Source organism: Shewanella submarina, assembly GCF_042646185.1.
Taxonomy (GTDB): domain Bacteria; phylum Pseudomonadota; class Gammaproteobacteria; order Enterobacterales; family Shewanellaceae; genus Shewanella; species Shewanella corallii.
In genome coordinates this window covers 310,559-328,351 of record NZ_JBHRTD010000001.1, presented here as the reverse complement: position 1 = coordinate 328,351, position 17,793 = coordinate 310,559, and the positions used below count along the sequence as shown (strand labels likewise).

Sequence of the window (17,793 nt, the reverse complement as noted above, 5' to 3'; positions counted from 1 at the left end):
CAGTAAAACAAAGCAAAAGGACGGCATTGCCGTCCTTTTTGTTTATCTGATATTCGGGTTATGCAAACTGATACAAGCCAATGGCGATAATCAGCAGCGGGCATACAAACTGAACATAAGCGATCCAGAGCTTCCACCCGGTTGAATACTCAGTGACACCTTGCTGCGCCAGGATATCCTCAACCAGGGCCTTACGACGCCAGATCCAGCCCAGATAAACCGCAATCCCCAAGGCCACCAGCGGCTGAGCGATCTGCGTCGTCAGCACCACCATGGGGCTGAACAGGAGTTCAAAGGCCACTGCCAACATCAAGGCACCGGCGGTCAATGCACCACCAAGTTGAACCACAGCCCGGTCGCGGCTCCAGTGCCACTTCTGCACCGCATAGTTGACTGGTACTTCAGCAATAGAGATGGCTGAAGTCAGGCCAGCAATAATCATCAGGCCAAAGAAGGCGGCGCCAAACAGAGCGCCTACCACAGGCCCAAGTGAAGCAAAAAGCGAAGGCAGTACATCAAACACCAAGGTATCTGAATTCTTCAGGGCACCACTGGCATCAAATACCTCGACGCCCTGATGCTGAGCCACTGAGATGGCCGGGACTATCATGGCCGCCGCCAACACAGCGATTACTGTCGCCATGCCCGTCACCATCACAGTTAACTTGCCAATATGCTGCTCTTTACCCAGATAACTGGCGTAGACCATCATGGCTCCGGTTCCCACGCTCAGAGAGAAGAAAGTCTGGCCCAATGCACTGATCAACACCTGACCATTGATCTGACTGAAGTCAGGAACAAACAACCAACGCAGCCCCTCAGATGCCGCAGGCAGAGTCATGACATAAGCCACGCCAGTCAATAACATGACAACTAATAATGGCATCAAACGCTTGGACCACTTCTCAATGCCCTGTTGAACCCCCTGACGGATAACCGCAAAGGTCAGCACACAAAAGAGTGCAGTAAACACCAGGTTACGGGACAGGGAAAAGTCGGTCAGCCAGCTGACCATACCATTGTCAGCAGCAACGCCGGGCAGTAATTGGATGGCAGACGCCAGTGAGAAGCTGACAAACCAGCCTGACAACAGGGTGTAAAACGTCAGGATCAATCCTGCAGTAGCGATCGATACAGCACCAATCAACCAACCCAATTTGCGGGAACCCGCCCCCCTGCCCAGGCCAGCCATGGTATCAGCCGGGTTGCTCTGACCATGACGGCCAATCATCAACTCGGCCATCAACATAGGCATCCCCAACAGACACATCAGCAGCAGGTAAACCAGCAGGAAAGCACCACCACCATTATTGGCAATTTGAGTTGGGAACCCCCAGATACTGCCCACTCCCACCGCACTGCCTGCGGCGGCAAACACAAATCCGATACGTGAGCTGAAATGCCCTGCTGAACTGGCCTGCGCCATAGAAACCTCCGAATACTTAAAGGCGGCAAGCATAGCGACAGGAAAATCGGTGGCAACGAATTTTTATTGCGTACAACCACACTCAATGAGCAATAAAAATCTAAATAAGTTAAATTTTGGATTTAATGGATTGGGTTTAAGATTAACTGCAAAATATTATTGCGCCGACCTTAATCAGCAGCGTCCCGGATGCAATAATTTCAACAGCTGGTCAAGATCAGAAAATGTGAAGCCGATCTGTCTCTGCCGTTATTATCGACAACTGCAACCGGGGAGGCCTTACTGACCCGGAATGGGCAGCGGCGAGTGGCTTTTTACCTGTTTAAGCACAAAACTGGAGTGCACACCGGCAATATGGGCATTGCTGGTAAGCTTATCCAGCAAAAAGGTTCGGTAGGCATCCATATCCTTCACCATGACTTTCAGCAGGTAATCAGACTCGGAACCGGTTAACAGGCTGCACTCCAGCACTTCGGGATACTCCAGCACCTGGTGCTCAAATCCCGCCAGGATCTCCTGGGTATGACGCTCCATCCGCACCTGAATATGCACGGTCAGATTCAAATCAAAATGCGCCGGAGCCAGAATGGCTGCATAACTTTGAATATATCCTCCCTCTTCCAGCGCTTTAACCCGACGGGAACAGGGGGAAGGTGAAAGGCCGACTGCGGCCGCCAGATCCTGATTGGCCATACGCCCCTGAGTTTGCAGTAAACGCAGTATGGCGATATCCGTCTTATCCAGTGAACTCATAGTCATGGCAGTTAATCTCTTGGGTCAGGACACAGAAAAGCCGCCCGCAGGCGGCTTTCAACAGGTTTTAAAGCAACAACTTACTCGTTGATCTCAGCGTTATGGTAAACCTTCTGTACGTCGTCGCAGTCTTCCAACGCCGCAATAAACTTATCAAAGGTCGCCACATCTTCACCTGTCACCTCAGTCATGGTCTGAGGTACGAAGCTGATCTCTTCCACTTCAAAGTGGATGTCAGGCATTTCTTCAGTCAGCGCAGTGCGCACATTGTTGAACTCGGTAATAGGCGCGAATACTGAGATCATGCCATCTTCAGCTTCAACATCGGTCACATCTACATCTGCCATCATCAGCAGCTCCAGAATGGCCTCATCATCTTCGCCTTTGAACACGAATACAGACTGATGATCAAACATATGGGCAACAGTGCCCGGGCCGCCCAGCTTGGCATCATTCTTCACAAAGGCCTGACGCACTTCGGTAAAGGTACGCTTTACGTTGTCGGTCAGACAGTCAACGATAACCATGCAGTTACCTGGACCAAATCCTTCATAACGGGCTACTTCGTAATCTTCACCGCCGCCGCCCTTGGCCTTTTCAATGGCACGCTCAATAACGTGAGCCGGTACCTGGTCCTTCTTTGCACGGTCGATCATGCGACGCAGTGCCAGGTTACCATCAGGCTCTACACCACCGTTCTTGGCGCAAACATAGATCTCTTTGCCATAGCGTGAGTACAGGCGGGTCTTCTGACCGGCTGTCTTGGCCATGGATTCTTTGCGGTTTTGATACGCTCTTCCCATCTTAGTCTCGGATTGGTTCTCAAAGGTCTAAACGAAGCGTTGATTTTAACAGCTTTCCCCCTGAAAAAGCGAGTTTGCATACAGATGACAAAGGCCTCCGAAGAGGCCTTTAGGGGGCTTTCATCAGTAATCAGGCCATTGATTAAAGAGGATTAATATAGGCCATATCTCTAGGGCCACTGGCACGCTCCCACATTTGCAGGTAGGCTTCAGCCGAGTTCATTACCGCTTCATAGGTTTGCGGGCGGGCCTGTCTGCGCAGATCTTCCAGATGATCCGCCAGCATACCGTAGTGCGCCATACCATCCTGGTTGAAGTCGAAAGTACGATTTCCCGACTGCTGACGGTCAAACACCAGGCCAAACTCACTGATAAATGGATAGGTCAAAGGGTCGGTATCTGCATCGTCTCTGGGGCCCGCCTGGCCACCCAGACCACTCATGTCGGTTCCCAGTCCCACACCCGCCAGATAAGGCGTCTCTGCAATCGCTTCCAGGAAGCGGTTGATACTGCCCTCAATTCGATTGGCATTGGCGTTATAGGGCCCCATAAAGCCTCCAGCCTGAGCGAGGCGCACTGTGTTGTTGTGCAAACCACCGTCTTTGGCTGAATTCATCCAGCTATGGGAAGTAATCACGCCGGAGTATTGCCTGGCTTCCACAATATCCATCACCTGGGTGGCGGTATCTGCCGACATATGGTCAAGTTCTATCAACATGCCCATGTCTATCATACGATTCACCAGATAGACCCCTTTGTCCGTCAGGCTGTGCACATTACAGTGCTGAATGGTTTCGTCATATTCAGGGTTGTAACCAATACCATCGAGTATCTCTCTAAGCACAGGTACATTGCCAATCAGGGGGAAACCGGACTCAAAGTAATTGCCACGGGTATGTGCATCACACTCCTTGGTTTCAAAGAAATGACCAGTGCTCAGCACCTGCCCCAGATTGATAAAGCCACTCTCAACTCGGGAGCCCGCCAGTTGGTTATCAAACTTGTGAGTAGGATAAAGGACTCTGACACCTGCGTCGTAAACCTCCATCAGCTGGCGTTCAATATCCGCCATGGAGCAGGAGTCTTTAATACCGCAGTTAAATACCTCTGAAGCTTCAATCCCCATCACCACCGCCAGCTTGCCGTCGGCGATAACGACTCTGGCCTCATCCGGGCTGCTCACCAATCGGAAAAAGCCTTTGCCCGGGCCACCAGCCTGAATATCAATATACTCCTGCATCTCCCTGAGCCTTTGGATCTGCAATCGGATACTGCTCATGGTGTTACAGTCATTGGGGTTAATCCAGGCTGCCGGATTAATGGTTTTCTGTGCGGTACACAGCACCTCATTCTCCACCAGGTGAGTTACCATTAACCTCAGGCCGCCCAGCCAGGCGCGCTCCATCCACTTATGGTAATAGCCTGAATGAGTCAGCTGCTTATGGTTAGGCCAGAAAGGAAAATCCGGCCAGCCGCGGGTATCGTAGCGATAATTAGCATCCCCATAAGCGTAAAGATTACCGATTAAATCCAGAGAGCCATCGGGGCCGTGGATATCCTTGCTGTCGTTCAGGGCATGACTCACTCCCCAGCGGTGGAATGGCTTGCCATGCATCACCTTGCCCCCCATAAACTCATAGGAAGTAATATGAGTATGGGGATCGGCAAGTCCGCGTACCGGCTGATTGCTGTCACCTTTAAGGGCATCTGTGTTACCTGCGACATTCACCTCAATTTCCGGGAATGGCGTGCAGTTATCCGCCGGAACCAGTCTGAAATCACTCTCACTGCTCCAGTTCCCAAGATTCAGCAGATCATAAAAGTAGACCCCGCCATAGCGATAGTGTCCCCAAAAGCCATAGTTATGCCTCAGGGTGTAGTTAAGCGAAGTGACTTTAAAACTGAACCTCGGGTCTGCATCATTGCCACCGGCGCTGACCTGCCATTCGGCGAACTCTCCGGGATAACGCCCGGCACTGACCTCAGCCGGAAGATGGCTGGCAAGATAGCGACCATCCTCATCCGTGATCATAAAGTGGGAGCGACTGCTGGGTTTAAAGAAGAAACGATTGGCCTCTGACTGAGACACATTTTCGAAGCGATAGCTGAGGCCATTGTCAACCGGCCCGCCCTGGTAGAAACGCTTCATAAATTGACCATTGGTCGGAGACTGAATGAGATAGCACCCCTGGGCCAGGCTATCGACAGCATCTTGAGACGCGTGAGCCTGCTCGGCAGGCGCCAGGGAGATAAATACACTGAGTGGAATCGAGAACAAGGCTTGTGTAACAACAGCCGCTCTCCATGAACTGACTCTTTTCATATTGGTATCCGTGAGGTTGGAAACGGGTTCAGCAACTTCTCAACTTCTGCCGACTCCAGATATAAAAGAGTTCAAACGCTTAAATCAAGTTAGTGTTCACTTACATTTAAAGATTCAGACTTTGGTCTTAACTCTTCCACCTCCCAACAATCGTCAGTTACAGGCAAGCATCAAAGAGAATCATGCACTGGATATGCAGGCAAAATTAAATCCGGAACAGAAACATATTCATTGCCGGCAGTAGGAGTAGTCTGAGTGCAGATACTTTTTCGGAGTCACTGTTATGACTGATAAACACATAGGTTCTCACAAACAAGATAACCACGGCGTTCAACATACTGCCGAGTTTGAACATGAGAAAATGGCCCGCCGCTACGACGACGGTCACGAACACAAACACAACAAAGACCACCACCAAATGCGGGACCACCAACAGAGTCATCCCCATACCCAGCACGGTGGCGACCCGGTCGGTCACAAGCACCCACAGCAGACCCATCACGACCGACATGAACATGATGAACACAAACATCACAAAGTGAAGATGCACGACCATAAAGAACACAGCCGCGAGCACCATAAAACCGGCCACCAATAACAGCTGCGGTGATAACACAAAACCCGGCCTGAGCCGGGTTTTGTCGCTTTAGGTTTCGCCTTCGCTACATAGCCCAGACGGTAATCTGCAGCCCCAGCCCATTCTCAAACTGGTCACCGGAAACATATTGAGTGAAGAACAACTGAGTAATAACCGACTTGGTCCACTGGTATTCAACAAACGGTTTGAGATACGCCGCGTTTTTAAAATCAGGTAACTCCTGATCTTCACAGCCGCTGCAGGCGAGGATGCCCCTGCTGATATTGCTGTATCTGTACCCGGCAAGCAGGCCCAGAGTCCAGCGGTCCTCAGGTGGAAACTTGTATTGCACGCCAGCCTCCAGATACCAGGAAAGGCCTGTGACATCAGAGCTGACGCTGCGGGTTTCATCCGACAGCTTGTCATTCACCTCCTGTTCAAAGGGCGCTTTATCTTCGGTATAGAAGTAATCAACCCCGACAGCGAACTGAAAATAGTCCTTTAATCTCGCTTTATAGAAGACTCCTGCGGTCCAGGCACTGTCATCCAGCCCCTGATCGCTCTGGTCATCCAGTGAGATTCCCTGCAGCTGCAGGCCAATATAGTAGTTATAGAAGTCGATGCTCCCGGCCTTTGCCTGAGAGCAAAGCAGAGTGCCCAGCAAAAATACCATTAGCGTTAGCGTTTTTGTCATAATCCCACTCCCTGTTGGCATTGTCTGACCAAATGCAGCTGCCGCCTTTGCTGTCTTGCTGCATAAAAGAGAATTCCATTCTGGTATTGATATTGATAGCTGTGTCCATCCAGTCCTGTATGGGGCGTACTGCTCCATACCTGATCCAGCGGCATATTGGGAAAAGCGAATGGATTCAGCGGCGGTTCCTCACAATGAGTTTCCACCGTTTGTTGTAACTCCTTGATGCTGGGCAAACGCCAGCGGCTCTCCCCTGTCAGCCCCTCTGCTTCAGATGCATCGACAGCCAGGTTGATCGCCTGCTGCCAATCCAGCAGGACCACTTCGCCCTCATCGCACACCTCTCCGCTAAGTCCTTCCACACAGCGCCGCCAAATCAAGCCTGTCCAGCTGTCAAACACATTACCTGCATCATCCCGTTTAAAGCGGCTGTTGGGGCTGCTGACAACGCCAACATCACTGCAGCGTTGCAAAGGAGCAAGCCGGTTTCTGAGACTGATATCCAGCTCCTGCTCGGTGATCTCAGCGACTGGCTGCTCTGGCACACTGGCATTGCGAACCAGAAGTACATAGTGAGGATCCCGGCTACTGCCCCCGGCCACTGTGCCGAAATTAAAGTGCACCGACCACACGCTACCCACATCGTCTGTGTCCAGCGATGAGGTCCAGTAAATATCAGATTGAATATTTGGAAAGAGATCAGTATCTATGCTGGGTTGCTTGCTTCCGTAATGCACCAGATCCTGCAGCTCTGTTTTGCTGGGCAAGCGCCAATCATTAAAACCACAAAGGCCTGCTGTGTTGGTCAGGCCGATAATATGTTGGGTATCACAGCTCTCCTGCTGGCATTCCCCCAGATTAACGCTGGTATAGTCCGGCTGAGTATTATCAGACCAGGAGTAGGTTTGATTGCTGGCTCTCAGCCCCTGAGCATCATCAGCCGCCTTGACCTCCCACATTAAGCCTGTGGTCACATCCAGCACGCACTGCCAGGATGTCGCATCCTTATCCAGCAGATCGCCATTGGCAGACACTTTGACAAAGTCGAATCCGGCAGCCCCTGAGCCGGTTTTACTCAGCTCACCCTGTGCCGCTTTGCTGTCCCGGCCAAAGTCACAATCCTGCGGGTTGGCAGTATCAGCGCAGCTCGCCAGGTTCCCGGATGGGAAAACGCCGGAGAAGGTCACACCGGTGTCATTTGCAGGCCTGATCATCTCATCGCAACTGCAGGGGCCATTACAACTGGCCAGCTCAGGCAACTCCACAGGTTCCGGTGCAGGAGCCTCACCACCGCCGTCGCCACCATCTGTCGGCGTCTCAGCTTCGGGCTCAGCAGCTTCATACAAACAGCCACTCAGTAACACACAGAGCAGGCCGGCATAAACCACAGCAGACCAGGTTTTCCCTGCTTTCATCCATCCCTCCATGGTCGTCCTGACCAGACCCAGTAAGCGCTTAAGAAATAATTGATTTCATTAATGAGTTTAGAAGAAGTTCATGGCTCTGCAACGCCACCAGCCAACCCTGACCAAGGGGCGTCAGGCCAATTAGCATTTTCGCCAAGCTGACCTAATCTTATGAGTGGCAAGCGCAAATATGGCGACACGTCAGTTTGAGTTTTGACAGGGAGAGCTCATCCAGCAGGAGGAGCAGGTTTAACAAGCATCAAATGAGAAGGTGACGATGGAAACAGTCGATCCCGTTCTGACAGCATTTTTACCCAGTGATATCAGGGCTATGTTCCTGCCATACGCCAGCGTCCATCTGGGCGCTCTGGTACTGAATCTGCTGACCGGATTTCTAATGGCTCTGCTGATTGGGGCTCACTTCAGAAAGTACGCCAGCGCCTTTTGCAACCGTCAGGATTTCAGTCGCCTGTTTCCCCTGTTGATGTTGACCGTGATTCTAATCATCACGGTAGTAAAAGCATCATTGGCTCTGGCACTTGGGCTGGTTGGTGCACTCTCAATCGTTCGCTTCAGAACCCCGATTAAAGAGCCGGAAGAGCTGGTTTATCTCTTTCTCAACATTGGCGTGGCGGTAGCCCTGGGGGCAGGACAAACGCTGGCAGCAATACTTGCCTGTTTTGTCACACTGGCGCTGGTGACCTGGGTTAAACGCAGGGCGATTAAAGAGTACGAAGAGAGAGGGATTTTTCTGACCCTCAGCTATGGCGGTAGTGAAAGCATGCAACTGGGTGAGCTGAAATCCATGCTGGCTGACCATATGGACAGAATTGAGTTACGTCGTTACGACGATGATGATGGTCAGATAGAGGCCTGCTTCTTTGTCACGGTTAAGGAGCCAGGACAGATAGATAATCTGTTTCAGGCCCTTAAAGACAAGTATCAGGGACTGAACCTGTCACTGCTTGAGCAACACAATATTGCCGGGGTGTAGTGATGGAGATACTGCCGGATCGTCGTAAAAAGCGCCTGGGGCGATGGGAGAAAATCACCCTGATACTTGGACTGCTGGTGCTGGTTGCAGCGCTCACCCCATCCCCGGCCTGGGTGAAAACTTTCCTCATCCAAAAGGGCTTTATGGCCATGTCCAACAACAGCGGCGATAAGGTGCGTCAGCTGGTCAGTGACGGGTTCAAAGCGCCGGTCAATATGTTGCGGGCCGACAGCCAATTGCCTCTGTTACAGCTGGACATCAAGTATCAGGAGTGGATGAAATTGAGTGCCGATCGTGACCAGGCTCTGGCAGATGGTGTGATTCCAGAGCAAAGACAAACGGTCAAAGCCAACCTGCAATACCTGAACAAAAGTTACAAAGCCAAAGTCAGGTTGCAGGGGGATATGCTTGATCATATCAAGGGGCCAAACCGTTGGTCATTCCGGGTCCAACTTGATAAGAAGCAGGCTATTTTCACCTCCCGCAAATTTGCTATTGTCAGCCCGGATGTCCGTATCCATCAGGGGCCAACCCTATTCAGCGAAACCATGAAATATGCCGGCTTCGACGTTATCGCCCCCTTCCATAAACCTGTCAGAGTGATAGTCAACGGCAGTGACTGGGGGGTGATGCTGTTTGAGCAGGCGTTCAGTCAGGAGTTGCTGGCGGTAAACAACCGTACCGAAGGCCTGATCACCCGTCTGGAGCTGGACGGCGAGTACCAGGATGACGAGGGCCTGCTGGTACGTAAACTCAGGCCCAGAGTGCTGCAACAGGGCACCATTATGGGGAACCCGGCGTTAAGGCGTCAGCGGACCCTGGCACTTGGGCTGATCAGTGACTTTCTGGCTGGTACCCGCCCAGCCAGCGATGTGTTTGATACCGTTAGACTTGGTCAGTATCTGGCGACAGTTGATGCCTGGGGCGCCTGGCACGCCCTGACCTGGAACAATTGGCGCTGGTATTTTAATCCCCATACAGCCAGGTTGGAGCCCATTCAGAGTGACGTCGCCGTCGTGCCAGCCGCCCATATCTGGTTAATGCGTCCTCCCAGCCAGTCCTTTCATCTGTCCAGACAAATGCTGGCTGACAGCCAGGTCCGCGCCAGTTATCTGGCCTCTCTGGCCAAGCTGAAGCATGACCTGATATCCGGTAAACTGACGGCTCACCTGCAGCAAACCGAGACGATACTCAAACGTCAGTTGCATACCAGCGCCCCCCTGTTGGGCAGCTTTGACCTCAAGGTACTGCAAACACAGTTAACCTGTTTGAACACTGGCTTCAAAAAACCTGAGTGCTCGGAAATTCAGGCCATGGACCCGGCCCTGCATAAACACTTTGACAGGACTCATGCGGTCATTCCCTGGGACAGAGCCTCACAATTTACCAAGACGCCTGAGGGATATCGGCTAACCGTAACCAACACTCTGACAAAGCCGCTGCAAATTGCGGAGTTATCAGGAAGCACCCGTTTTAATGAAGTAGCTGAACTGGACAGTGATACGGTCACCTTCCCCACCTTATTGGCACCCGGTGAAAGCCTGAACTTTGCTATTCCGTTGAAGTACCCGACTGTGACCCTGTTTGCGGCTGAAGTCGGCGGCAATATGGCTCCCTATGAATGGTCAGACAGCCTGAATCAGAACTTTTTGCCCAGAGGGCAGGCGCCAGCCAACAAGCTGCCGGACTTCATCATGCCGCAACAGAACGCCTGGCAAATTCGTCCCGGCAATTGGCAGATAGATGACTATCTGGTATCGCCGCCGGACTGGAAGCTGCTTATCCCGGCAGGCACCACACTCTCCTTCGCTCCCGGAGCCGGACTCATGATATTTGGCGAATTGCATATAGCCGGTACCGGAAACAAGCCTGTGCAGTTAAACGCCAGCAACCCCAAACAGGGGTGGCAGGGACTGACACTGATGGGAACAGAGGGAATAAGCTCCTCCAGAATACGCCACCTTAATGTCAGTCATGCTGCCAGTCCCAAACAGGGAAACTGGCGCCCCAGAGGGGCTGTCTATCTGGTTAACTCCAAGCTCGATATAGCCCATTTAAGCATTACCGATAACAGCTCTGAAGACGCCCTCAATATTATCAACAGTCAGGTGGAGATTAAGCAGCTGCAAATCAGCAATGCCCTGTCTGACGCCTTTGACTGTGATTTCTGCACCGGCACCATTGAGGGAGGCAGCTTCAGTAATATAGGGAAACGCTCAGGCGGCGATGGTATCGATGTCAGCGGTTCCAATCTCAGCATCCGGGATATCAGTTTTAACACAGTCCGTGACAAGGCGATCTCAGCCGGTGAAAACAGCCGTCTCGATGTCAGTCACTGCCGTTTTGATGACGTTAACTTTGCGCTGGTCTCCAAGGATGCATCCCACATACAGGCCGATAATATTGAGATAGGCTCTGTCACCCACTATGGGCTGATGAGTTACAGCAAGAAACCTTTCTTTGGCCCCGCAACCATGGCGGTTGAAACTCTTGAGTGTGACGGTTTTTCCTGCCTGGACAAGGCCAGAGTCGCGCTGGAAAGTCAGCTCTTGCTGGATGGCATCCCTGTGCCGCCAAAGAAACTGAATGTCAAAGAGTTGTACCGCACAGTGATGAAATCGGATAAGCCCCAATGACACACAGCAGACGCTTTGAGGTAAAAATTCCTATCCCACTCAATCGGCTGTCAGAGGTACTGGTTTGGCTGCGCAGTCACCCGGCTCTGTTTAAGTGCCAGCATGCCCCCAGATACGTCAACAGCCTGTATCTGGATACTGCAGATCTGGACAGGTTTGAAGAAAACCTCAGCGGTATCAGCCACAGACGAAAAGTCAGGATCCGCTGGTATCAGGAGTTAACCGCTGCTGATCGCGCCACCCTGGAGTTTAAGCACAGGGAAGCCGGTAAAGGATATAAAGTCAGCTTTCCCACTTCCCTGCCCCTGTCCCAGCCCGACTTCAGCTGGCACAGGGTACTGCAAACCTGTTACCGCACCCTGGATGAAAACGGCCGTCAGCTATGGGGGCCTGAGTTAAACCCAGTCCTTATCTGCCGCTATCAAAGGGAGTACTTCTGCTCTGCTGATGGGCATATTCGTGCGACTCTGGACAGAGAGATGCAGGTGTTTGACCAGAGGTATCAGCGCAGGGCCAATCTCTCAAAAGCCAGGTCGCTGGGCGACTATGTCCTGCTTGAACTGAAGGCCGATGAGACCTTTGAGACCCAGCTGTCAGATATCATCTCAAGCTGTCCGTTGCGACCATCCCGCCACTCCAAATATGTTAACGGCATCCGCAACCTGTTCTTTGGTTAACGGAGATAAGCCAATCAATTTGTAGGTTAATCAGGATTGTTGTACCCATATTGATCTGCACACTTCTCCTCGACTGAATTATTCGCTAGCTTGTGAATATCAGTCATCAAGAGGGAAGCGCCAGTGAAGAAACACAAGAATGAAGCTCAGCTGCTAAAGATGGCTCTGGAAATCGGCCTCGCCTATGCCCACAAGCGGGGATTCAGCATCCCGAACAAGAAGGGATTTTCTGAGAAAGACAAGGTGGAGTGTGTCTACCGTCTGTTGGTGCAGGACCAGTTAATCGGCCCCCTGCCGGAAGATAAAGAAGATGGCCCCAATATGCGCCACAGGCTGGTGATGTGGATCAGCCATAAGCTGCCAACGGAGCATCCGCTGTTAAATTAGGCTAGACTCAGGCAAAACTAATAACTACTAAAAACATAATCTTATGCCCTGCAACTCCTGTAATGACAATATCTTCAAACGCAAGCTGGGACGGTGCAGGGCTTGTATGTTGCAACTCACTCTGCTGTCAATCATCGGCTGGCCACTTTGGCTCTATCTCTATGCTGACTCCCCCACCCAGGTTAATGCCATTGCGCTGGGATTATTCTGCTGTGCCTTCAGCGGCTTGTTGATGGTGCACCTGATGGTCAAAGCGGGGCGTCTGCTCAAGGCCAGACAACTGCGTAATCTCAGGCGTCGACCACGGCCCCATAGCTTACAAAACAACCTTTGAAATCTTTACAGGCTCAGGCCGGTCAGCTTACTCCCCACCAAGGAGTCTCATATGCCCGCAAAAATCGCACTTTCCGGAACCTGCTACTGGTGCCTTCAAGCGGTACTGGACCATATGAAAGGGATCAGCAATACCCGCATCGGCTGGTATCAGCATGAGTCCGACAAGTTTGAAGTGGTTACTGCCGACTGGGATCCCCGGCAACTTCCCCTTGCCGAACTGCTGAGAGTACATTTATGCATGTTCTGTCAGGGCTCTGCTCACGCCCTGAGAAGTCGCTACCCCCATGGTATCTATTTCGACAATCCCGACACAATCGCAGAGGCCAGAGGTCTGCTCGAACAAAACCCACAAGCATCGCATCTGCATGTGGCAGCAACCCGTGAGTTGATTGCAGCTGATGAGCGCTATCAACACCTGTTTCTTCGATACCCAGGGCTGCCTTTTTGCCGTCGGATAGTTGCACCCCAAATGGAGGTTTTTTTCAATGAATTCAGCGATCTTAGTCGCACCGCTACAACAACTGAGATGGATACCGATTAAAAACAAATTTCACAGCCGGACTCACGAATAAAGTTTCCACCGGCACATCCCAGTGACCAAGCTCTCAACACTTTAATATTCAGTCCCTTAGCCTTCTCCATCAGATAAAAAGCCAGACAATGGCGATAACACAAGGATGGTTTATGAAGGTCAAATATCTTTTACCCCTGGGGGTCATGTTGGTGACGCCGACTTATGCTGCAGATTTCAGTGTCGGCGGCTTCCTCAAAACCAACGTAAAATTCGCTGATGGTGATCTGCCATTTAAAGAGATTTACGATGGGATTATGCCTCCCGGCGACACGACCAGGAAAACCCAGTTCAGCGCTCAGGAAAGTCGGCTCAACGCCACAGTGACCAAAGGAGAGGTTAAAGGCTTTATCGAGATCGACTTTGCCAACTCTGCACAGGGCAACAGCATAGTGTCCAACTCCTACAGTCCCCGCCTGCGCCACGCCTATATCAGCTATGAAGGCCTGACGGTGGGGCAGACCTGGTCCACCATGGTCAACACCTCCACCTTCCCGGAATCAGCCAACCTGGGCGGTCCTTTGGTCGGTGAAGCCATGGTTCGTCAGGCATTGGTGCGTTACTCATTCGACAACAACGCCTGGCAGGTCGCACTGGAAAATCCAACCACCTATGGCAAATACATCAATCAGGACGACCAGCTGGAAAGCTATCCGAAGGAGGATGACTACATCCCCGACCTGATTGTTCGTCGCAACTTCAGTGGAGACTGGGGCAATGTGTCAGTGGCAGCTTTGGTCAGAGGCCTGAAGCCGGTAGACAGCTATGAAGCTGCTCTGGGCGGCTCCATCGCGGGTAAGTTCAATATGCCCGGCAGGGATGACCTTCGAATTCAACTGCATTACGGCAATCTGGGTCGTTATGTCGGAACCGGTGCTGCACTGGATATCTTCCACGGCGAGCTTGAAACCACTCTGGGGGGCACAGTGGCTTATCGTCACTTCTGGAACGACAACCTGCGTTCATCCATTTTCTACGGTCAAACCACCACGGAAATAGAGAACAACAATCGTCGCCAGTATGCGGTCAACCTGTTCGGCAATCTGACCCGTGAGTTGGTGGTGGGTGTGGAAGTGGGACGCTATGACGTAGATGATGGCAGTACTGTTGGGCGTCCTGAGGATATCAGGGGCAGCTCCAACTATGTGCAGTTCTCCATGCAGTTCTTTATCTGAGTTGTTACAGCGATAAAAATTGAAAAACCACGGCCTGATGCCGTGTTTTTTTCTTCGCCTTGTGGCAGCTTTGTTCAGTCTGCTATCACTCTTTCGTTTTGCAACAGCTCTATCACAGCATCAAATCTCGCGGGCAGCTGACGCTGTCGTTTCACCACCAGATAAAGTGACTCCGCCACCGCATTAGGGGTCTCGAGCAGCTGCAATTTATCACTGTCACTGAACGCCTTTACCGCAGCGAGAGGCAGCAAAGTAAATCCCAGCCCCTGTGAAACCGGCAATAATATCTGTGAGATCTGATTGATATACCCGGAAACTGGCAGCACTCTGAGGTCCGCCTGTTGAAGTTCAGGCTCACCGCAACGCCCGGTAAAAATATCCAGATAGTGCCTGACATCCGGGTGCTCAATCAGCCCTAATCTCTGCATACTTTGCCACGGAGACGACAGGGGGATACCTGCGGGAAACACCATGCACAGAGGCTCGCGCCCCAGGGGGATAACGTCGAACTGATTGGGATCCGGTTGCTGAGTCACTATGCCAAGATCCATCTCACCGGCGATAATATTACTGAATATTCTGTGGTTGGGTGCAGCTTCCACCATCACATTCAAACCGGGCCAGGCTTGCTGTAGCTCCAGCAGTCTGGGGTAAAGCACCAATGCCTGTGAGCCTGAGCAGGCAAGTCGAATATCGCCCTTGCCTGGGTCATTCACACCCAGAGCGTCCAGTAACCTGGCCTCCTGCTCCTCCAGAGACAGAGCATATTGGTATACCGCCAGGCCCTGCTCTGTCAGCTCAAAGCCTTTGTTGATACGGTTTAACAATGGGTAGCCGCAGGCTTGCTCAAGCTTTTTAATATGCTGACTGACACCGGGTTGCGTCATGTACAGGAGTTCAGCCGTACGGGTGAAGTGCTTCTGCTCCACCAGCACTTTAAATGTGGTCAACCATTGGATATTCAGCATCAGCCAAGCCATAACTCAAAGTTATTAAAATACTCACTGATGATAACTCCAGTTTGAGTGAGGCACCAAGGTGCGGTGCTGTTTAACGTTATTGGGCGCAGCATTTTCATCAGCACCGATATACAATCCCTGTACAGACACCCATCCAGCCAAACAAGAATGGGACAAAGGAGAGGGACTAAATGGAGTCAGTAGGGAAATCAGCATTGATTGTCGAAGGAGGCGCCACCCGTGGTATATGGTCATGTGGCATTCTGGATTACTTCATGCATCAGGATTTCAACCCCTTCGATAGCTTTTGGGGCGTATCGGCCGGGGCCAGTAATCTTGCCGCCTTCCTCGCACAAATGCCGGGCCGTAACCTGAAGGTGTATGCCGACTACAGCTGTCGTAAAGAGTTTCTAACCCCGGGCAAATTTCTGTTGGGTGGAGACCTGATGGATCTGGATTGGATGTGGCAGATTACCCTCAAAGATCTGGGTATAGATAAACAGGTGCTGGCACAGGAAAAACGTCCTTTCTTTCTCGGCGTCACCCGCAGGGACACTGGCGAGAGTGAATATATCACGCCGTCACCGGACAAGCTGGCGGAAACCATGAAAGCATCGAGCGCGGTTCCTATCGCCTACAGAAATGGCGTCCAACTGGGACAGTACAGATACGTGGATGGCGGCGTCAGTGATGCCATTCCCGTCGCCGAAGCTATCAGACGTGGCGCCACTCAAATTATGGTGCTGCGCAGTCGTCCAGCGTCATACCGTAAGAGTGCGCCAGCGATACCGGGACTGATGAAACCAATGCTGAAAGACGCCCCGGCACTGATCCCCCTGATGCAAACCCGGCATATCCGCTACAACAAAACACTGGAGCTGATAGCCAATCCGCCTGCCGGGGTCAACATAGTTCAGATCTGCCCACCGGAAGGCTTCAAAGTAAAACGTCTGGGGAATACTGCAGAAGATGTTAAAGCAGCGTATGAACTTGGCCATCAAGCGGGTTCCCGGGCAATAGAGGCCTGGATTGAAGAAGGGTAAGATAAAAGAAAAACAGGGCCAAATGGCCCTGTTTTTGTTATTGAAACAGACCACCCAGATAGGTGATAAGCAATCTGTTCTGGTACTCATCGTTGTAGTTCCAGGCCGCAATGCTATAGGGAGCACGCTGGTAACGCGCCTGAATAAAGATAGTATCCCCCTGCTCCAGCTCCATAATGCTGTTAACCGCAGCAATGCCAGGAATCGCGCAGCCATAATTGGCAATATCGGCGAATGTCACAGGTCCAATAGCGTTATTTCCACCTGGTGCGGCGGCATTGGGCAATGAGATGCCAATTCTTAGTAGATAGTTATAGCCACAGGCACGTTGAGAGTATCTGGCATCAATGCTGTACAAACCTGTCTGAGGAGCGGTGAACATATGAGAATTGGGGTCAAATGAGTAATTCACATTGATGTCAGCGCGGTTGTACTCCACCACCTTAATCCGGCCATTATTGGCTTCAGTCAATTCAGTCCCGGTAATCTTGGCATCCACAACAACTGTGTTGGGCAAGATATAAGAGTTGGCATTGGCGGTACCGGCAAATCCAAGCGCACCAATCACTGCCATCAGGGATATTCTTTTTATTGTGTTTTTAAACATTGTCATCCGGCCTCCTGTTTACATTTAAGCAACAGAGATCTTTGCACAGAAAAACACCCAGAAACAACAGATAACACCAAGGTATAGGGTGAACGCGAAACAAATAACCACAAATAAATAATGGAATAAACAATCAAGTCAATAAGATGTGCCACTATTCAGGGGAAAATCAGCCTGCGTTCACTAGTGTGAAATCATTGTTTTGGGTAAAAAAACAGACATAAAGCACACATTTTTTCGGGAGACTTGCCTCACAATTTCTCAAGGGTAGAATCCGCGCCAACAAAATTTATTGCGCTGTATAACCCTGGAAATCTGGTCCAGAAGTCTCTACCACAAGACCTAATCTTGTGACTACAGCACAGTCCTGTTCAGATCGTTTTTCGATCTGAACTCCAGTGTTATCTGCCAATAAATTACTCCATC

Annotated in this window: 17 protein-coding genes and 1 riboswitch; of the genes, 9 read left to right on the top strand and 8 right to left on the bottom strand. The window is 51.3% G+C overall.

Translation table 11 applies throughout. The features are described from left to right. Nucleotides 1-58: 58 nt before the first annotated feature. The 4 genes from ACFOE0_RS01465 to ACFOE0_RS01450 all read right to left on the bottom strand — a co-directional run bounded on the left by ACFOE0_RS01465 (nt 59) and on the right by ACFOE0_RS01450 (nt 5,305). The gene (locus ACFOE0_RS01465) at nt 59-1,426 is read right to left on the bottom strand and encodes a sodium-dependent transporter (RefSeq protein ID WP_248936643.1); all 1,368 of its coding nucleotides are present in this window, start codon (nt 1,424-1,426) and stop codon (nt 59-61) included. Between the two features lie 279 nt (nt 1,427-1,705). Then, nucleotides 1,706-2,185 (bottom strand): Lrp/AsnC family transcriptional regulator, encoded by a 480-nt coding sequence (locus ACFOE0_RS01460; RefSeq protein ID WP_248936642.1) that lies wholly within the window; start codon nt 2,183-2,185, stop codon nt 1,706-1,708. Between the two features lie 74 nt (nt 2,186-2,259). Continuing rightward, the gene (locus tag ACFOE0_RS01455; protein ID WP_248936641.1) at nt 2,260-2,982 is read right to left on the bottom strand and encodes a YebC/PmpR family DNA-binding transcriptional regulator; all 723 of its coding nucleotides are present in this window, start codon (nt 2,980-2,982) and stop codon (nt 2,260-2,262) included. A 142-nt stretch (nt 2,983-3,124) separates the two neighbouring features. Continuing rightward, entirely contained in the window at nt 3,125-5,305 is a 2,181-nt protein-coding gene (locus ACFOE0_RS01450; protein ID WP_248936640.1) for a membrane dipeptidase, read from the bottom strand. 283 nt (nt 5,306-5,588) lie between these two features. Between ACFOE0_RS01450 and ACFOE0_RS01445 the strand changes: the two genes are divergently transcribed. After that, entirely contained in the window at nt 5,589-5,903 is a 315-nt protein-coding gene (locus ACFOE0_RS01445) for a cation diffusion facilitator family transporter (protein WP_248936639.1), read from the top strand. 64 nt (nt 5,904-5,967) lie between these two features. Here ACFOE0_RS01445 and ACFOE0_RS01440 read toward each other — a convergent pair whose 3' ends face one another. Next, nucleotides 5,968-6,576 carry an outer membrane beta-barrel protein gene (locus tag ACFOE0_RS01440; RefSeq protein ID WP_248936638.1) on the bottom strand — a complete coding sequence of 203 codons (609 nt, stop codon included), beginning with the start codon at nt 6,574-6,576 and terminating at the stop codon, nt 5,968-5,970. Beyond that, nucleotides 6,573-7,991 carry an Lcl C-terminal domain-containing protein gene (locus tag ACFOE0_RS01435; RefSeq protein ID WP_248936637.1) on the bottom strand — a complete coding sequence of 473 codons (1,419 nt, stop codon included), beginning with the start codon at nt 7,989-7,991 and terminating at the stop codon, nt 6,573-6,575. Before ACFOE0_RS01435 ends, ACFOE0_RS01440 begins: the two co-directional genes overlap by 4 nt. A 268-nt stretch (nt 7,992-8,259) precedes the next feature. Between ACFOE0_RS01435 and ACFOE0_RS01430 the strand changes: the two genes are divergently transcribed. From ACFOE0_RS01430 to ACFOE0_RS01400, 7 genes are all read left to right on the top strand, one after another. Beyond that, on the top strand, nt 8,260-8,976 hold the full coding sequence (locus ACFOE0_RS01430; protein WP_248936636.1) for a DUF4956 domain-containing protein: 717 nt from the start codon (nt 8,260-8,262) through the stop codon (nt 8,974-8,976). Between the two features lie 2 nt (nt 8,977-8,978). Next, nucleotides 8,979-11,612 carry a hypothetical protein gene (locus ACFOE0_RS01425; protein ID WP_248936635.1) on the top strand — a complete coding sequence of 878 codons (2,634 nt, stop codon included), beginning with the start codon at nt 8,979-8,981 and terminating at the stop codon, nt 11,610-11,612. Continuing rightward, nucleotides 11,609-12,289: a polyphosphate polymerase domain-containing protein gene (locus tag ACFOE0_RS01420; protein WP_248936634.1), complete on the top strand. Its 681-nt coding sequence runs from the start codon at nt 11,609-11,611 to the stop codon at nt 12,287-12,289. Before ACFOE0_RS01425 ends, ACFOE0_RS01420 begins: the two co-directional genes overlap by 4 nt. 123 nt (nt 12,290-12,412) lie before the next feature. Then, nucleotides 12,413-12,676 carry a DUF5062 family protein gene (locus tag ACFOE0_RS01415; protein WP_248936633.1) on the top strand — a complete coding sequence of 88 codons (264 nt, stop codon included), beginning with the start codon at nt 12,413-12,415 and terminating at the stop codon, nt 12,674-12,676. A 43-nt stretch (nt 12,677-12,719) separates the two neighbouring features. Continuing rightward, nucleotides 12,720-13,010: a DUF3624 domain-containing protein gene (locus tag ACFOE0_RS01410; RefSeq protein ID WP_248936632.1), complete on the top strand. Its 291-nt coding sequence runs from the start codon at nt 12,720-12,722 to the stop codon at nt 13,008-13,010. Between the two features lie 51 nt (nt 13,011-13,061). Further along, nucleotides 13,062-13,553: a peptide-methionine (S)-S-oxide reductase gene (locus ACFOE0_RS01405; protein ID WP_248936631.1), complete on the top strand. Its 492-nt coding sequence runs from the start codon at nt 13,062-13,064 to the stop codon at nt 13,551-13,553. 143 nt (nt 13,554-13,696) lie between these two features. Then, complete coding sequence (locus ACFOE0_RS01400; RefSeq protein WP_248936630.1) at nt 13,697-14,758, top strand: DcaP family trimeric outer membrane transporter; 1,062 nt, start codon at nt 13,697-13,699, stop codon at nt 14,756-14,758. Nucleotides 14,759-14,832: 74 nt separating this feature from the next. On the opposite strand, the gene ACFOE0_RS01395 is transcribed toward ACFOE0_RS01400, so the two are convergent. Further along, nucleotides 14,833-15,726, bottom strand: coding sequence for a LysR family transcriptional regulator (locus ACFOE0_RS01395; RefSeq protein ID WP_248936629.1), 894 nt, complete (start codon nt 15,724-15,726; stop codon nt 14,833-14,835). Between the two features lie 182 nt (nt 15,727-15,908). On the opposite strand from ACFOE0_RS01395, the gene ACFOE0_RS01390 reads away from it, so the two are divergent. Beyond that, the gene (locus ACFOE0_RS01390; protein ID WP_248936628.1) at nt 15,909-16,760 is read left to right on the top strand and encodes a patatin-like phospholipase family protein; all 852 of its coding nucleotides are present in this window, start codon (nt 15,909-15,911) and stop codon (nt 16,758-16,760) included. Nucleotides 16,761-16,797: 37 nt separating this feature from the next. Here the strand turns inward: ACFOE0_RS01390 and ACFOE0_RS01385 are convergent, their stop codons facing one another. Then, a complete protein-coding gene (locus ACFOE0_RS01385; RefSeq protein ID WP_248936627.1) occupies nt 16,798-17,373 on the bottom strand; it encodes a hypothetical protein in 576 nt (191 codons plus the stop codon). 271 nt (nt 17,374-17,644) lie between these two features. After that, a riboswitch (purine riboswitch) is annotated at nt 17,645-17,744 on the top strand. Nucleotides 17,745-17,793: the final 49 nt, after the last annotated feature.

Bases quoted from the DNA above. Each gene is read 5' to 3' on its own strand.
- ACFOE0_RS01465 (WP_248936643.1), bottom strand. From the start codon at position 1,426: ATGGCGCAGGCCAGTTCAGCAGGGCATTTCAGCTCACGTATCGGATTT.
- ACFOE0_RS01460 (WP_248936642.1), bottom strand. From the start codon at position 2,185: ATGACTATGAGTTCACTGGATAAGACGGATATCGCCATACTGCGTTTA.
- ACFOE0_RS01455 (WP_248936641.1), bottom strand. From the start codon at position 2,982: ATGGGAAGAGCGTATCAAAACCGCAAAGAATCCATGGCCAAGACAGCC.
- ACFOE0_RS01450 (WP_248936640.1), bottom strand. From the start codon at position 5,305: ATGAAAAGAGTCAGTTCATGGAGAGCGGCTGTTGTTACACAAGCCTTG.
- ACFOE0_RS01445 (WP_248936639.1), top strand. From the start codon at position 5,589: ATGACTGATAAACACATAGGTTCTCACAAACAAGATAACCACGGCGTT.
- ACFOE0_RS01440 (WP_248936638.1), bottom strand. From the start codon at position 6,576: ATGACAAAAACGCTAACGCTAATGGTATTTTTGCTGGGCACTCTGCTT.
- ACFOE0_RS01435 (WP_248936637.1), bottom strand. From the start codon at position 7,991: ATGAAAGCAGGGAAAACCTGGTCTGCTGTGGTTTATGCCGGCCTGCTC.
- ACFOE0_RS01430 (WP_248936636.1), top strand. From the start codon at position 8,260: ATGGAAACAGTCGATCCCGTTCTGACAGCATTTTTACCCAGTGATATC.
- ACFOE0_RS01425 (WP_248936635.1), top strand. From the start codon at position 8,979: ATGGAGATACTGCCGGATCGTCGTAAAAAGCGCCTGGGGCGATGGGAG.
- ACFOE0_RS01420 (WP_248936634.1), top strand. From the start codon at position 11,609: ATGACACACAGCAGACGCTTTGAGGTAAAAATTCCTATCCCACTCAAT.
- ACFOE0_RS01410 (WP_248936632.1), top strand. From the start codon at position 12,720: ATGCCCTGCAACTCCTGTAATGACAATATCTTCAAACGCAAGCTGGGA.
- ACFOE0_RS01405 (WP_248936631.1), top strand. From the start codon at position 13,062: ATGCCCGCAAAAATCGCACTTTCCGGAACCTGCTACTGGTGCCTTCAA.
- ACFOE0_RS01400 (WP_248936630.1), top strand. From the start codon at position 13,697: ATGAAGGTCAAATATCTTTTACCCCTGGGGGTCATGTTGGTGACGCCG.
- ACFOE0_RS01395 (WP_248936629.1), bottom strand. From the start codon at position 15,726: ATGCTGAATATCCAATGGTTGACCACATTTAAAGTGCTGGTGGAGCAG.
- ACFOE0_RS01390 (WP_248936628.1), top strand. From the start codon at position 15,909: ATGGAGTCAGTAGGGAAATCAGCATTGATTGTCGAAGGAGGCGCCACC.
- ACFOE0_RS01385 (WP_248936627.1), bottom strand. From the start codon at position 17,373: ATGACAATGTTTAAAAACACAATAAAAAGAATATCCCTGATGGCAGTG.